Source organism: Agromyces sp. GQ35, assembly GCF_059758475.1.
The window spans coordinates 2,217,503-2,232,679 of the sequence record NZ_JCAXEO010000001.1 but is presented as its reverse complement, the minus strand read 5'-3'; the positions used below and the strand labels follow the sequence as shown (position 1 = coordinate 2,232,679).

Sequence of the window (15,177 nt, the reverse complement as noted above, 5' to 3'; positions counted from 1 at the left end):
GCCCGGAGGGCGACTTTATGGCGATCGAACGCAAGAACCTGCGCTCGCAGGTTCGCGAGGAGCTGCTCGCGCGCATGCGCACCGGCGCGGTGCAACCGGGCGAGGGCATCAACGAGGTGCAGCTCGCCGCGGAGCTCGGGGTCAGCCGCACTCCGCTGCGCGAAGCACTCATCGCCCTCGAGAGCGAGGGCCAGATCGAGAGCGAGAACGGCAAGGGATTCCGCTTCGTTCCGCTGAGCGCCCAGGAGTTCGAAGACCTGGCGCCGGTCATGGCCGCACTCGAGGGGCTCGCACTGAAGCTCAGCCCCGCCGATGAACTCCGCACGATCGGGCGCCGCCTCGCGACGATCGCCGCCGAGTTCCACCAAGAAGTGGTCGAGCACGCCCTCGTCGTCTCGAAAGACGACGAGTGGCACGGCATCATGCTCTCGGCGTGCCCGAACCAACGCCTGCTCGATGTCATCGCGAGCGTGCGCGGCGCGTTCCACCGCTACGAGTCGCTGCTCGTGCCGAACGATGTCATGATCGGGCGCGTTGCCGCCGAGCACGCCGAGATCGCGCAGCACCTCGCCGACGGCGACGTGCCGAGGGCAGTGGTGGCACTCGAAGCGAACTGGATGAACGGCATGCGCCGCATCCTCGACAACGCCTCGAGCCCGTACTTCACCGCCTGACCTTCCGCCGGCCCGCCGGTCGAGTAGGCGCGCCAGCGCCGTATCGAGACCCGCGCACGTCAGGTCTCGATACGCTTCGCTACTCGACCGACGAAGGGGTCAGACCGACCGCGAGGTCGATGAAGAGCGCCGCCGACCAGCCGAACGCGGTCGTCGCGGTGCGCGCCTTGCGCCCGGTCAGCGGGTTGAAGTACTCGTGCGGACCGCCGGCGTGCACCACCAGCGCAACGGTCTGCTCGGCGAGTTCGCGAGCGAGCCCGGGATGCCCCGACGCCCGCAGCCCATCGACGATGAGGGCGTTGGTGTTCACCCAGACCGGCCCGCGCCACATCCGCTCGGGCGAGAAGTCGGGGTCGGCGGCAGAAACGGTCGGCACCGACCAGGGCAGCCGATATCGCTCGGAGTCCTCGAGTGCTGCGACGAGAGCATCGACGACGCCACCTGGCAGCAGCCCGGTCAGCAGCGGCATCAGTCCGACGACCGCGTCGGTGCCGACCGTCTCGCCGGCCGCACGCGCCTCGAACCGAGCGGATGCTTCGTTCCACATCTCGAGCAGTCGCGCGAGGGTGCGCTCGGCGCGAGCGCGATGCGCGGTGGGATCGCCCGCGACATCCACCCCGTAGCGCTCGGCGAGCCGGGCGAGTTCCAGGTCTTGGAGTACGAGGTAGGCGCCGAGGTCGGGCGCGGTGGTCGGCAGCGGCCCGTCGAAGATCGGACTGTCGTCGAGCCCTGAGGAGTACGGGTGGCCGTACTCCGGCATGCCGTCGCCGTCGAGGTCGCTGCGTGCGAACCACCACTCCTGCGAGCGACGGATCGTCGCGAGCTGCTCGCGTGCCCAGTCGGGCGCGTCCTCGGCCTCGAGCACCTTGGCGAGCGCCCAGGCCGCGAGTGGCGGTTTCGTGAGCGGCACCGGCGCGTTCGGATCGGCGACCTGCGAGCCCGCGCGACGCAGGCGGTCGCGGTCGGCCTGGGGCAGGTCGTCGCTCGTCGCGAGCACCCCCTGCTCGTGCACGACATCGGGCAACTCCCCGTCGGCGCCCGGAAAGCGGAACGCGATCTCGAGTTGTTCCCGGGCGAGCTCGGGGTCGCCGTGGCGCAGGCCGACCGCGATGAAGTACGCATCCCACTGCCAGACGCCGACGTAGCCGATCTTCGACGGCACCACGCCGCGCGCCCGGCCGAGCGAGGGCAGCTCGACGATGTTCGCACCGAGCACCCACCAGCAGAACGCGGCCATTTGCTGCAGATCGTCGCGCACGATCGGGCACTTCGCGAACCAGTCCGCCCACAGTGCGCGCGTCGCGGCGACATCTCGATCGTGCAGCACGGATGCCTCGTGCCGCACGGATCGCTCGGGTCCGATGCTCAATCGCACCGCCGGCGCCTCCGCCGTGAGGTCGACGCGGGTTCGCGCACCATCTGGAGTCGTCCATTCGACCGTGGTCTCGATACGCTCCTTCGTCGCTACTCGACCGACGGCGGCGAGACCGACGCTCAGCGCGCCCGCGCCCGCGAAGGAGAGCGTCACCGCTCCCCCGGCGAACTCGATGACGTGCGGCTGCACGCCGGTGACGTGCAGCGCTTCACCGGCACGGTTCCGGACGACGAGCTCGTCGATGACGCGACACTCGTCGAGCCAGCGCTCGTACTCCGAGGTGTGCACCCGCAGCGCAGTCGCGGGCGCCGCGTCTGCAGCGCCGTCGGCTCCGCCGTGCTCGACGATCTCCGCACGGTCGGACCGGAACACGAGCACGCGCGAACGCGGCAGCGTGAACGGCGCCTGCACGAGGTCGAGGTGGCGGCCGGCGAGATCGGCCAGCTCCGAGGCAGGAATGGTCTCGATACGCTTCGCTCCTCGACCGACCGCGCTCATCGTCCGCCCAGCCCCGACGCGGCCATGCTGTTGAGGATCCGTCGCTGCCCGATCACGAACACGATCAGCATCGGGATCGTCGAGATCGCGGACGCGGCCATCACGAGCCCGTAGTTGACCGAGCCGAACTGCCCCTGGAACGACGAGAGCAGCAGCGGCACCGTGAAGAGGTCGGGCGTGTTCAGCAGTACGAGCGGGAACAGGAATGCGTTCCAGACGCTGAGCGACACGATGATGCTGAGCGCCGCGAGTCCGGGCTTCAGGTTCGGCAGCACGACGCTCCAGAAGATGCGCCAGCGGCCGGCACCATCGACCAGCGCCGCCTCCTCGAGCTCCTTCGGCAGCGACAGCACGAACTGTCGCATGAGGAACACCGCGAACGGGTTCGCCATCATTCCGGGCACGATCAGCGCGAGGTGGGAGTCGACCCAGCCGAGTTGCGTCATGAGCAGGTAGAACGGGATGAGCGTCACTTGCGCGGGGATCATCTGGGTCGCGAGGAAGACGACGAAGAGCACTCCGCTGCCGCGGAAGCGGATGCGGGCGAACGCGTATCCGGCCATCGACGCGGTGATGAGGGTACCGACCACGACGAGCACCGCGATGTAGATGCTGTTGACGTACGCCTGCCCGAAGGGCACCGCGTTCCACGCCTCGACGTAGTTGTCGAGGGTCCACGGCTGGGGCAGGAAGGCGAGCGGGTCCTGCAGCAGCTGCGGCAGCGCCTTGAACGAGGTCAGCAGCATCCAAATGAAGGGGAACACCATCGCGATGCCCGCGACGACGAGCACGACGTGCAGCAGCGTCGCGCTGAGGCGACGCCTGCCGCGGCCAGGACGGCGAGCGGCGTTCGGCCGGTAGTCGTATCCGGGAGCCGAGATCGCGATCGTCGAATCGCTTGGTGGGGCCTGCACGCCATCGGTCAGGCGCGGGTTCATGAGACTCATGCTGCGTCATCCTCGTAGTGCACGAACTTCTTCTGCGCGCCGAACTGGACCGCGGTGATGACGAGGGTCAACAGCAGCAGGATCACCGATGCAGCACTCGACGGGCCGAACTCGAACCGGCCGAAGCCGAGATCGTAGATGTGGTAGACGATCGTGCGCGTCGCGTTGTCAGGCCCGCCGCCCGACACGAGCACGTACACCGTGTCGAAGGTCTGCAGCGAGGAGATGAATGCGACGACCGAGGAGAAGAACACGATCGGCGAGAGCAGCGGCAGCCGGATGCTTCGGAACAGACGCCAGGCGCCGGCACCGTCGATGCGGGCCGCCTCGATGACCGACGGTGAGATGTTCTGCAGACCCGCCAGGAAGATGACCACGTTGAGACCCAGCGACGACCAGATCGTCACGATGCAGACGGCGAGGAGCGCGAGCTTCGGGTCGCCCAGCCAGTCGGGCGGTGCGATGCCGAAGACCTTTGAGATCGTCGCGGAGAGCACGCCGTCGGCTCGGAACATCTGCTGCCAGATCATCGCCACCGCGACGGTCGACGTGACGACCGGCGCGAAGAACAGAATCAGGTAGAGCGTTCGGGTCTTCAGCTTCTCGAGCGCGACCGCGATGATCACCGCGAGACCGAGGCCGATCGGCACGGTGACGACCGCGATGATCAGGGTGTTCACGATCGAACGCAGCAGCAGTTCGTCTTGCAGCTGCGCAGTGAAGTTCTCGAACCCCACCCAGGTGAGATCGGTGAGCCCGTCCCAGCTCGCGAACGCGAGCACGAGGCTCGCGGCGAACGGCAGCACGACGAACAGCAGCATTCCGAGCAGCTGCGGCCCGACGAACAGGTAGCCCCAGCGGCGGTCGCGCCGCCGCCAGGCGGCCTCCTTGCGCGGGCTCGGCGGGGCGGATGCCGCAGACTTGGTCTGCGGCATCCGCTCGCCGGTGGCGAGATCGATCACGCTATTCGCCCGACTTCTCCGCCACGAGGTCGGCGACCTCGTCGAGGGTGGCCTGAGCATCCTGCTTGCCCTGGTACAGCTTCAGGAAGATCTCGCTGATGTCGGTCGACAGGCTCGGCACCTTCGCTTCGGCGGCGTAGTCCTCGAAGCCGATGTCCCGCATGTCGAGGAAGGTCTGCGCGTGCGCCGGGTAACCGCCTTCGAGCACGACCTCGTCGGCACCCTTGATCGAGGGGACCGCGTTTCCGCCCCCCTCCAGACGGAAGGTCTGGCCCTCGGCCGAGAGGAATTCGGTCCAGAAGGTGAACGCGGCGTCCTTGGCGTCGGTCTTGCCGTTGATCGCGAGGTACGACGTCGCGACACCGGTCGGTGCTGGTTGCCCGTCGGGCGTGGGCCAGCGCACGATGTCGTACTGGTCGGCCTCGCCTGCGCTCTCGACCGTGCCGATCGTGTAGCGGCCCTGCACGAAGAAGCCGGCCTTGTGGGTCACGAACACACTGTCGGCGCCGGCACCGTCGGGCAGCACGTCCGCCACGACGAAGCGGCCGTCTTGGAAGTAGTCGCCGAGCGTTGCGACGGCGTCGACGGTCGCCGGGTCCTCGTTGGCGACGAACGCGCCCGCCTCGTCGTACGGCGCGGTGCCGACCTGCGAGGAGATCCAGCTGTAGTGGGTCGCCCAGTAGTTCCAGAACATCGAGCCGGTGAGGCCGGCGGCCTTCAGCTTGTCGTTCATCTCGAGGTACTTCTCGGTCGTCCACTCGCCGTTCTCGGAGAGGGTGGCCGGGTCTTCGGTGATACCCGCGGCGGCCAGCGCCGTCTTGTCGTACCAGAGCACGTCGGGGTTGGAGTCGTTCGGTGCCGCGTAGTACTCGCCGTCGGCTTCGGCTGCACCGAAGAGGCCGGGGAAGAAGTCGTCGGGCTTGGTCTGGCTCTCCTTCGACTCCATGAGCTTCTTCAGCGGCATGAGCCGACCCGAGTCGACGAACTGGCCGATCTTGTCGTCGCCGACGTAGAACACGTCGGGTGCGGTGTTGCTCGTGAGCTGGGCGAGGAGCTTCGAGTGGTAGTCGCCATAGCTTGCGACCGGCTGCAGCTTGACGGTGATGTCGGGGTGGCGCTTCATGAACTCCGCATTGAAGTCCTCGTAGCGGGTCAGTTCTTCGGCGGTGCCCCACGTCGACCACACGACGGTGTTCTCGTCTTTCGCACCTCCCCCGCCGCTGCATGCTGCCAGGCCGATCGCGACGGCGCTTGCTGCACCGATCGCCAACAGGCGTCTCATCTTCGAGTTCGCGCGGGCCATTCCGCTACCTCTTTCGTCATTGCAGGAGGGGAGCCGGCTTGGCGCCGGCTGGGAGAACTGCTTCGCCATTATTCTGTATACAAAACTCAGAAAGGTCAAGGCGAGGCAGGTCACGAACGGGCAACGCTCGATCCCCCGCCCGAAACACGCGGATGCCCCGTGGCCGATCGGCCACGGGGCATCCGTTTGTTCGAGAATCCGCTCAGACGCGCGCTGGCAACTTCGCCGCCACGAGCTCGGCGATCTGCACGGCATTCAGCGCCGCACCCTTGCGCAGGTTGTCGTTCGACACGAAGAGCACGAGGCCCTTGCCGTCGGGGGCCGACTGATCTTGGCGAATGCGCCCGACGAAGCTCGGGTCGCTGCCCGCGGCCTGCAGCGGCGTGGGCACCTCGGAGAGCTCGACGCCCGGGGCATCCGCCAGCAGCTCGGTGGCGCGCTCTGGCGTGATCGGGTTCGCGAACTCGGCGTTGATCGAGAGCGAGTGGCCCGTGAACACGGGCACGCGAACGCAGGTGCCCGCCACGCGGAGACCCGGCAGCTCGAGGATCTTGCGGCTCTCGTTGCGGAGCTTCTTCTCTTCGTCGGTCTCGTGGTCGCCGTCGTCGACGATCGAGCCGGCGAGCGGGATCACGTCGAACGCGATCGTGCGCGGGAACTTCTCGGCCGCGGGGAACTCGACGGATGCCCCGTCGTGCACGAGCCCGATGGTGTCTTGCCCGACCGCGGCGCGAGCCTGCTCGAGCAGCTCTTCGCCGCCGGCGAGCCCGGCACCCGAGACGGCCTGGTACGTGCTGACGATGAGTCGCTCGAGACCGGCCTCGTCGTGCAGCACCTTCAGCACGGGCATCGCGGCCATCGTCGTGCAGTTCGGGTTCGCGATGATGCCCTTGACGGCCTCGTCGATGGCGTGCGGGTTCACCTCGCTGACCACGAGCGGCACCTCGGGGTCCATGCGCCAGCCGCTCGAGTTGTCGACGACGGTGACGCCGGCGGCGGCGAACCGCGGCGCCTGCGCCTTCGAGAGCGTTGCACCGGCGGAGAAGATCGCGATGTCGAGGCCGCTCGGGTCGGCCGTGGAGGCGTCTTCGATGACGACGTCTTCGCCCTTCCAAGGCAACGTCGACCCGGCGGAACGCGCCGAGGCGAAGTACCGGATCGAGGCGACCGGGAAGTCGCGCTCCTCGAGCAGCTTGCGCACGACTGCGCCGACCTGGCCGGTCGCGCCGACGACGCCGATGTTCACTCCACTGGTGTTGCTCACGTGCACTCCTCTGTCACCCTGCGGCCATCCGGCCGACGGGAAGCGATCTTCCATTGTCCCAGCCGCCACGGCGGCTCCCGGCGGTTCGCGGAATCTTGGCAGGATTGCCCCGGCATCCGCGAGGATTTCGATGATCGCACGGATGCGACATCCGCTCGATCGGGCGTCAGCGCCCCGTGCCCCCGTGCACGACGGCCTCTTCGTCGCCGTCGAGCTCGAATGCCGTGTGCACGGCCCGTGCGGCCGCGTGCACGCTGTCGGCACGCGTCACGACCGAGATGCGGATCTCACTCGTCGAGATCATCTCGATGTTGATGCCGGCGCTGTAGAGCGCCTCGAAGAGCCGGGCGGAGACACCGGCGGCCGAGCGCATCGCAGCGCCGACCAGCGAGAGCTTGCCGATCTGGTCGTCGTACTGGAGCGAGAGGAAGCCGATGGCGTCTTGCGCGCTGGCGAGGGCCGTGAGCGCCTTCTCGCCGTCGGACTTCGGCAGCGTGAACGAGATGTCGGTGCGGCCGGTCGATGCCGCTGACACGTTCTGCACGATCATGTCGACGTTGGCGTTGGTGCCGGCCACGATCTTGAAGATCTTCGCGGCGACGCCCGGCTTGTCGGGCACGCCGACGACCGTGATCTTCGCCTCCGTCAGGTCGACGGCGACACCTGCGATGACGGACTCTTCCACAGCTTCTCCTTCGGGCAGGCGAGCGGGGTCGTAGACGATGGTCCCCTCGCTGTTGTTGAACGACGAGCGCACGTGCAGGGTCACGCCGTGGCGGCGTGCGTATTCGACCGCGCGGATGTGCAGGACCTTGGCCCCGGATGCCGCGAGTTCGAGCATCTCCTCGCTCGTGATGCGGTCGAGCTTGCGGGCCTGCTTCACGACCCGCGGGTCTGAGGTGAACACGCCGTCGACGTCGGTGTAGATCTCGCACACGTCGGCGTCGAGCGCCGCAGCGAGCGCGACCGCCGTGGTGTCGCTGCCGCCGCGGCCGAGGGTGGTGATGTCACGGGTGTCGCGATTGAAGCCCTGGAAGCCCGCGACGATGACGACGGCACCGTCGTCGAGCGCCTCGCGCAGTCGCACCGGGGTCACGTCGACGATGCGGGCCGCGCCGTGCGTGGCATCCGTGATCATGCCGGCCTGACTGCCCGTGAACGAGCGTGCGTCGTGCCCCATGCTCTTGATCGCCATCGCGAGCAGTGCCATCGAGATGCGCTCGCCGGCCGAGAGCAGCATGTCGAGCTCGCGCGGCGCCGGCATCGGCGTGACCTCGTTGGCGAGATCGAGGAGTTCGTCGGTCGTGTCGCCCATCGCGGAGACGGCCACGACGACGTCGTTGCCCGCCTTGCGGGTCTCGACAATGCGCTTGGCGACCCGCTTGATGCTCTCGGCGTCGGCGACGGACGACCCGCCGAACTTCTGCACGATCAAGCTCACGTGGTCTCCAAGGGGGATGAAACGGACAGCTGGGCGCACGGGCCGAGCCGCCCGGCGTCGAATTCCTCATCATACGGCGGCTCAGACTCCATCCCCATCCATATGACGCTGTGGACGCAGTGCCTGCACGTGAACAAGTGGAGGATATGCTCACCTTCGACGACGACGACGTCGCGCTGTCATCAGAGAGGCCAATCAGTGTCACTTTCCCGGGCGTTCGCCACAGGCGCAGTCGCGCTGCTGCTGATCATTTCTCCTGCAGTCTCCGCCCCGGCGACTGCCGCCGGTCAATCCGGAACGATCTCGGGCACCATCATCGGAGAAGACGGAACGATCGTCCCGATGGACGTACGCCTTTACAGCGACGATGCGAGCTGGATCGCGGCAGGCGCGAACAACAACCAGTCGACCGGAGCCTACGAGGTCGCCGACATCACCCCCGGAACGTATCGCGTGGCATTTGTCAACATGGGCAGCGGCGATGCGAATCAAGACCGTTTCCTCAGCGAGTGGTGGCAGGATGCGTATTCGCGCGCAGACTCGACGCCGATCACGATCGCTCCCGGTCAGAACCTGCATCTCGACGTCCAGCTTCGACGAGCGATCACGATCTCGGGAACGTTCAGCACCCCGGTCGGTCCGGTCGTGAACACACCCCTCACCCTGCAGGGCGCGAACGGCGACTTCTTCGGGTTCGGCACGAAGAGCATCGGTAGCTTCACCGATGCGAACGGGGCATTCACCTTCTTGGTTTCGCCGGACTCCTACACTCTCAAGGCCACGGGTGGCTCCGGATGGGAATCGGTCAACCAACTCAGCGAACGCTACGACCCGGCGAATCCGGGCTCGCCGCTCTTGGTCGACTTCGGCGACGATACCGCCCTGACGCTCACCACCCGTCGAACGAGTGCGATCGAAGGCAAGGTCCTCGTCGACGTCGACGGGTCACTCGTGCCCGCCGCGACCGGAGTCTGGGCCTATCCACTCGACGGCCAGACGCCGTACACGCCGTTCCTGACGCCTGAACCCGACGGCAGCTTCGCATTCCTCGATCTCGCTCCCGGGCGCTACAAGGTGAAATTCTCCGGAGGCGGGCTCTCGCTGAGCGAATACTGGGACAGCGCAACAGAATCCGACGCGACGATCGTCGACGTCGCCGCGAACGAGGTCGTGACTGGCATCGATGCGGCACTCGAACAGGGTGCGAAGGTACGGGCCACGGTGACCGCGCCGACACTCTCGTCCGATGACACCAGCGAAGTCGGGGCAGCTGTTGACGTCTACCGACTGGATGAGACGACCGGCGGCTATTACCGCGTCGCCACCGCAAGCTCATCTCTCGGGTCTCGACTCGAAACTGAACCGCTCGCCCCGGGAACCTATGCACTCTACTTCTACGCGGTCGACCGCTACGACGTGGGGGCAACATACTGGCAGGATGCGAAGTACTTCTTCGATCGCACCGACGTGACCGTCACTTCTGGCCAGGTCCTGGATCTCGAGACCGTTGAGCTGCCCGAGCGCGTCTTCGAGGTCGACCGCCTTGCAGGCGACGACCGTTACGCGACCTCGGTCGCCGTTTCTCAAGCCACGCTTCCCGATGGGAACGCACCCGTGGTCTACATCGCGAGTGGCATCAACTATCCGGATGCGCTGGCCGCTGGACCCGCCGCAAGCGCGGCGGGCGGGGTAGTGCTCCTCGTGCCTCCGGACTCAATCCCGCCGGTCGTCGCCGCTGAGCTCGAGCGTCTCGACCCGAGGCAAATCGTTATCGCTGGTGGCTCGACGGCTGTCTCCAACCGGGTGCAAGATCTCATGAGCAACTTCGTCGACAGCCATGCCGACGTCATCCGCGTCGGCGGTGCTGACCGATTCGAAACCGCTGAGCTGCTCGTCAGGCAGGGCTTCGAGGAGACCGGGGCCGACGCCGTATTCATCGCCACTGGTCGCAACTTCCCCGACGCACTGGCGGCGGGTCCGGCCGCTGCACAGTTCCGAGCACCAGTCGTCCTTGTCGACAGCTGGTCGGACCTGGCGGATCCGGACGTGATCGCACTCATCAAGGATCTCGGCGCCGATGATCTGTACTACATCGGAGGTCCGGTTGCGCTCTCCACCGCGCTCGAACGATCGATCACGACGGCGCTCAGCGATCACATCTTCAGCACAACGCGTTTCGACGGTGAGGATCGCTATGCTGTCGCAGCGAAGATCAATGCTGCCGCCTTCGACACCCCCGATCATGCGTTCATCTCGACCGGCTTCGGTTTCGCCGATGCGTTGTCCGGCGGCCCACTCGCAGCAGCCTACGGTGCTCCGATATACCTGTCGACGCCAGATTGTGTGCCATTGCCGACCGCGACAGCTCTGTTGACCGAACGGGTCGTGGGAGTGCATCTCATCGGCGGAACCGCCGCCCTCTCAACGGCGGTGGAGCAGCTCACCCTGTGCGGTTGAGGTTCTCGGCGCGGCGCGGCGTAGAGTGCGGGCATGGGTGAGCTGCTCGATGGATGGTCGGAGTTCAACGTCGCGATGCTCGGGGCGACGGCAGCGCTCGCGGGTCTCCTGATCGTCGCGATGTCGGTGAACATCGCCGAGATCCTGAAGACGCCGTCGCTTCCCGGTCGCGCCGCGGCCGCCCTCGCGGCGCTCATGGCGGCGATCATCGTGACTGCGCTCGGACTGGTGCCCGAGGTACCCGTGCTCGTGTACGGAATCGGCGCTCTGCTCGCAGCCGTTCTCGCCGCCGTGTTCGAATTCCGAGCGACGCGTCTCATCGTTGCCGAGGGCCGGGAGCACGGGTCGCCGATCGCGAAGGCCGCCGCGGGCTGGCTGCCGGTCGCGCTCTTCATGGCCGGCGCGATCGCCGTGCTCGCCGGCGCCCCAGGCGCGGGGCTCGGCTTCCTCGCCGCGGCGTCCATCTTGGCCGTCGCCTCGGCGATCCTGCACGCGTGGATCGTGCTCGTCGAGGTGCTGCGCTGACGAGATCGTGGAGCTCGGCCTGAGTGCGGCTCAGCCCGAGTGCGGCTCAGCTTGAATGCGGCCTCGGCATGTACCACTCGGTGAATTCAGTGGCGCGGCCGTCATCGGCGAGACGAATGACCCAGAGGTTCAGGTAGTCCTTGTCGGCCGGATACTCGGTGCGGCCCTGCACCACGACGAAGCCGTCGGCCTCATGCACGATGCGCCAGTCGAACGACCAGCTGCCCGGCTCGTCGAGGTCTTCGAGCCACCCGGCCACGATCGCCTCGCGACCGACGCGCGGTTCGTCATCGGGGTTCGGGAGGTACCGCGCGTCATCGGTGAAGAGCGCCCCGATCTGCTCGGGATCATTCGATTCCCATGCCGCGACGTAACCCTCGACCCAGTCCGCTGCGTTGCTCGCCATGTCATCCGTTCTATCCGTGAGAGATGTGGCCGTCAAGGCCTGTACGTCGTGAAGGGCGCGCACTGTGGTCGACTGCCCACGTCAGAGGACGCGAGGGACGCCGGAGGAAGCGCACTCGTTGCCTCGGTCCGCACAGGTTGACTCCAGCGCACCCCAGTCAGCCGGTCAGCCGGTCAGCCGACGACGCGGCGCCCCTCGAAGGCACGACCGAGCGTGACCTCGTCGGCGTATTCGAGGTCGCCGCCGACCGGCAGGCCCGAGGCGAGGCGGGTGACCCGGATCTCGAGCGTCGTGAGCAGGCGGCTGAGATAGGTCGCGGTCGCCTCGCCCTCGAGGTTCGGGTCGGTCGCGATGATCACCTCGGTCACGGTGGCGTCGGCAAGTCGCTGCATCAGCTGCCGGATGCGCAATTCGTCGGGGCCGATGCCGTCGATGGGACTGATCGCACCGCCGAGCACGTGGTAGAGCCCACGGAACTCGCGGGTGCGCTCGATCGCGACGACGTCTTTCGCCTCTTCGACGACGCAGATGAGTGCAGGGTCGCGCCGCGGGTCGCGGCAGATTCCGCACGTCGCCTCTTCGGAGACGTTGCCGCAGATCTCGCAGAACCGCACCTTCTCGTGGATCTGCAGCAGGATCTCGGCGAGACGGGTCACGTCGAAGTGCTCGGTCTGCACGATGTGGAACGCGATGCGCTGCGCCGACTTTGGCCCGATTCCGGGCAGCCGGCCGAGCTCGTCGATCAGCTCTTGAACGATGCCTTCGTACACGGGCTAGCCACGCTCCCCGAAGCCGGGGCGCGGCGCCGCCTCGACCTCTTCGAGGAAGGTCGCGCCGAGCACTTCGCGCACGACGGCTTCACCGTAGCGCTGGATGCCACCGTCGGCGGATGACGTCGACAGCGGGCGTGGGGAACGGTGGGGCGCGGCAGAACGAGCGGGAGCAGCGGCAGACGCCGGGGCCGACACCGCGGCCGAATCGACGGCCACGGATGCCTCGGCCGGGTCGGGCGGCAGCGATGCGAGGTCGAACGGGGGCTCGTCGTCTTCCGGCGGCGCATCAGCGTCGTCGGGCACGTCGCCGTGGTCGTCTCGGGTCTGGCCAGGAGTGAGACCGGCAGTGCCGGGCGACGCGTCAGCCGGAGCGCCGATGGCCGGGCGCTCGGCCACCGCGGTGACGGTGCGAGCACCCGTCGTGGCGGTTTCACTGCTGTCATCGGCGACCGGGTCGCGCGGGATCGCCACGGTCGCCCATGAGTCGACCGGGCCGGATGGCACTGGCGATGCCGCCGGAGCGGTGGTTGCGGCTTCGGGCGTCGGGGCGGGTGCACGCGTCGTGCCGCCCGGCGCCGGCTGCGCAGAGGCGGAGGTCGCGGATGGCGCGGCCGTCGACGTCGGGCCCACCGGTGACGCCGCGGGGTCGGGCACCTGTCGCGGCGCGGGCGGTTCCGTGGGCGCGGGCTGGGAGGGCGGAAGCGTGGTCGGCGCTGGGGGTGCGGGCGGTGCTCCGCCTGAACCGTCGACCTTGGCGATGAACTTCACGCGGATGCCGAGCACCTCGACGATCGCACCGCGCAGCAGCTCGCTCACGCTCTGCCCGGGCGCCCCGCCGCGGAAGCCCGCGACATCGTGCTCGCTCGGGAACGTCAGCACGAGCACGTCGCCGTCGCGGAGGTCTCGCACCTGCGCCGTGAACGCCACCATCCACGCGCTGCGCTTCGTGCGCTGCAGCGAGGCGAGCACCTCTGGCCAGGCGTCGCGAATCTGCTGGAGCGTGACCGCTCCGACGAGTTTCGCCGGGGTCGCGGCGGCCGGGGGCTGATCGACCGGCGTACCCGCCGGGGTCGGCTCGGCGGCGGCGGGCGACGCGCTCTCAGCGGCTGCGGCGTTGACGGGGGCAGACCCGGGCGGCGGCGTGGCCGCCGCATCGACTCGCGTGGCATCGGCCGCAGCCGACGCCGCAGGAGCGGCCCGCTCGGGCGCACGCGCTGCCGCCGTTCGGCTCGGAGGTGCCGTCACGCCGGACGTGCTCGCACCCCGCCCGTCGGACCGAGCATCGGATGCCTCGACCGGCGTCGCCGCGGAACCCGCCACGCCGACACGGCGCTCGAGCCGCTCGACACGGGCGAGCGCGCCGCGCTCGGTCTCATCTGCCGATGGCACGAGCACGCGCGCGAGCATGAGCTCGAGGTGCAGCCGCGGTGAGGTCGCACCGGTCATCTCGGTGAGGGTCTGGTTGACGAGATCGGCGACGCGCGAGAGCTCGGCCTGACCGAAGGCTGCAGCTTGCGACGCCATGCGGGCCAGCTCGTCTTCGGGCACGCCGCGCAGCACCGCGGCGGCGGCCTCAGGTGAGGACGCCGCGACGACGATGAGGTCGCGCAGGCGCTCGAGCAGGTCTTCGACGAAACGGCGCGGGTCTTGCCCGGTCTGCACGACCCGGTCGGCGGCCGCGAAGGCGCCAGCGGCATCGCCGGCGCCGATCGCGTCGACGACCTCGTCGAGCAGGGCGCCGTGGGTGTAGCCGAGCAGCGCCACGGCGCGCTCGTAGTCGATCGTCGGCCCCTCGGAGCCCGCGATCAGCTGGTCGAGCAGCGACAGCGTGTCGCGCGGCGAGCCGCCGCCGGCGCGCACGACGAGCGGCAGCACGCCGGGTGCGACCTCGACGCCCTCTTCGGTGCAGAGCTGCTGCACGTACTCGAGCATCGGCCCGGGTGGAACGAGACGGAACGGGTAGTGATGCGTGCGCGAGCGGATGGTGCCGAGCACCTTGTCGGGCTCGGTCGTCGCGAAGACGAACTTGATGTGCTCGGGCGGCTCTTCGACGAGCTTCAGCAGCGCGTTGAAGCCCTGCGGCGTGACCATGTGGGCCTCGTCGAGGATGAAGATCTTGAATCGGTCACGGGCCGGGGCGAACACCGCCCGCTCGCGGAGGTCGCGGGCGTCGTCGACGCCGTTGTGGCTCGCGGCGTCGATCTCGACGACGTCGAGCGAACCACCTCCCCCACGGGAGAGCTCGACGCAACTGGGACAGACGCCGCACGGGACATCCGTCGGCCCTTCTGCGCAATTGAGGCAGCGCGCGAGAATACGCGCCGACGTCGTCTTGCCGCAGCCACGAGGGCCGCTGAAGAGATAGGCGTGATTGACACGATCGGTGCGGAGCGCCGTCATGAGCGGCTCCGTCACCTGGGACTGGCCGATCATCTCGGCGAATGTCTCGGGCCGGTAGCGGCGATAGAGGGCGGTGACCACGCATCAATCGTAGTTGCCGCGTGTGACACCACGGCAGGATGTCTCGGGCGTACCATTCGGGGATCGGAAGG

General features: G+C 68.1%; 12 protein-coding genes. 3 read left to right on the top strand and 9 right to left on the bottom strand.

The window, feature by feature from the left end:
- Positions 1 to 17: 17 nt before the first annotated feature.
- On the top strand, positions 18 to 674 hold the full coding sequence (locus AC6CH0_RS10315) for a GntR family transcriptional regulator (RefSeq protein ID WP_498100373.1): 657 nt from the start codon (positions 18 to 20) through the stop codon (positions 672 to 674).
- A gap of 79 nt (positions 675 to 753) precedes the next feature.
- Here the strand turns inward: AC6CH0_RS10315 and AC6CH0_RS10310 are convergent, their stop codons facing one another.
- The 6 genes from AC6CH0_RS10310 to AC6CH0_RS10285 all read right to left on the bottom strand — a co-directional run bounded on the left by AC6CH0_RS10310 (position 754) and on the right by AC6CH0_RS10285 (position 8,464).
- A complete protein-coding gene (locus AC6CH0_RS10310; protein WP_498100371.1) occupies positions 754 to 2,547 on the bottom strand; it encodes an amylo-alpha-1,6-glucosidase in 1,794 nt (597 codons plus the stop codon).
- Positions 2,544 to 3,494: a carbohydrate ABC transporter permease gene (locus AC6CH0_RS10305; RefSeq protein WP_498100369.1), complete on the bottom strand. Its 951-nt coding sequence runs from the start codon at positions 3,492 to 3,494 to the stop codon at positions 2,544 to 2,546. Before AC6CH0_RS10305 ends, AC6CH0_RS10310 begins: the two co-directional genes overlap by 4 nt.
- On the bottom strand, positions 3,491 to 4,456 hold the full coding sequence (locus AC6CH0_RS10300) for a carbohydrate ABC transporter permease (RefSeq protein ID WP_498100367.1): 966 nt from the start codon (positions 4,454 to 4,456) through the stop codon (positions 3,491 to 3,493). Before AC6CH0_RS10300 ends, AC6CH0_RS10305 begins: the two co-directional genes overlap by 4 nt.
- Before the next feature lies 1 nt (position 4,457).
- Positions 4,458 to 5,759, bottom strand: a complete 1,302-nt coding sequence (locus AC6CH0_RS10295; protein WP_498100365.1) for an ABC transporter substrate-binding protein — start codon at positions 5,757 to 5,759, stop codon at positions 4,458 to 4,460.
- Positions 5,760 to 5,961: 202 nt separating this feature from the next.
- A complete protein-coding gene (locus AC6CH0_RS10290; RefSeq protein ID WP_498100363.1) occupies positions 5,962 to 7,023 on the bottom strand; it encodes an aspartate-semialdehyde dehydrogenase in 1,062 nt (353 codons plus the stop codon).
- Between the two features lie 166 nt (positions 7,024 to 7,189).
- Complete coding sequence (locus AC6CH0_RS10285; RefSeq protein WP_498100361.1) at positions 7,190 to 8,464, bottom strand: aspartate kinase; 1,275 nt, start codon at positions 8,462 to 8,464, stop codon at positions 7,190 to 7,192.
- On the opposite strand from AC6CH0_RS10285, the gene AC6CH0_RS10280 reads away from it, so the two are divergent.
- Both AC6CH0_RS10280 and AC6CH0_RS10275 read left to right on the top strand, forming a co-directional pair.
- Complete coding sequence (locus AC6CH0_RS10280; RefSeq protein WP_498100359.1) at positions 8,465 to 10,921, top strand: cell wall-binding repeat-containing protein; 2,457 nt, start codon at positions 8,465 to 8,467, stop codon at positions 10,919 to 10,921.
- A 33-nt stretch (positions 10,922 to 10,954) separates the two neighbouring features.
- Positions 10,955 to 11,446 (top strand): hypothetical protein, encoded by a 492-nt coding sequence (locus AC6CH0_RS10275; protein ID WP_498100357.1) that lies wholly within the window; start codon positions 10,955 to 10,957, stop codon positions 11,444 to 11,446.
- A 46-nt stretch (positions 11,447 to 11,492) separates the two neighbouring features.
- Here the strand turns inward: AC6CH0_RS10275 and AC6CH0_RS10270 are convergent, their stop codons facing one another.
- The 3 genes from AC6CH0_RS10270 to AC6CH0_RS10260 all read right to left on the bottom strand — a co-directional run bounded on the left by AC6CH0_RS10270 (position 11,493) and on the right by AC6CH0_RS10260 (position 15,106).
- Positions 11,493 to 11,852, bottom strand: coding sequence for a nuclear transport factor 2 family protein (locus AC6CH0_RS10270; protein ID WP_498100355.1), 360 nt, complete (start codon positions 11,850 to 11,852; stop codon positions 11,493 to 11,495).
- 173 nt (positions 11,853 to 12,025) lie between these two features.
- On the bottom strand, positions 12,026 to 12,622 hold the full coding sequence (recR, locus tag AC6CH0_RS10265; RefSeq protein WP_498100353.1) for a recombination mediator RecR: 597 nt from the start codon (positions 12,620 to 12,622) through the stop codon (positions 12,026 to 12,028).
- 3 nt (positions 12,623 to 12,625) lie between these two features.
- Positions 12,626 to 15,106, bottom strand: coding sequence for a DNA polymerase III subunit gamma and tau (locus AC6CH0_RS10260; RefSeq protein ID WP_498100351.1), 2,481 nt, complete (start codon positions 15,104 to 15,106; stop codon positions 12,626 to 12,628).
- Between the last annotated feature and the right edge of the window lie 71 nt (positions 15,107 to 15,177).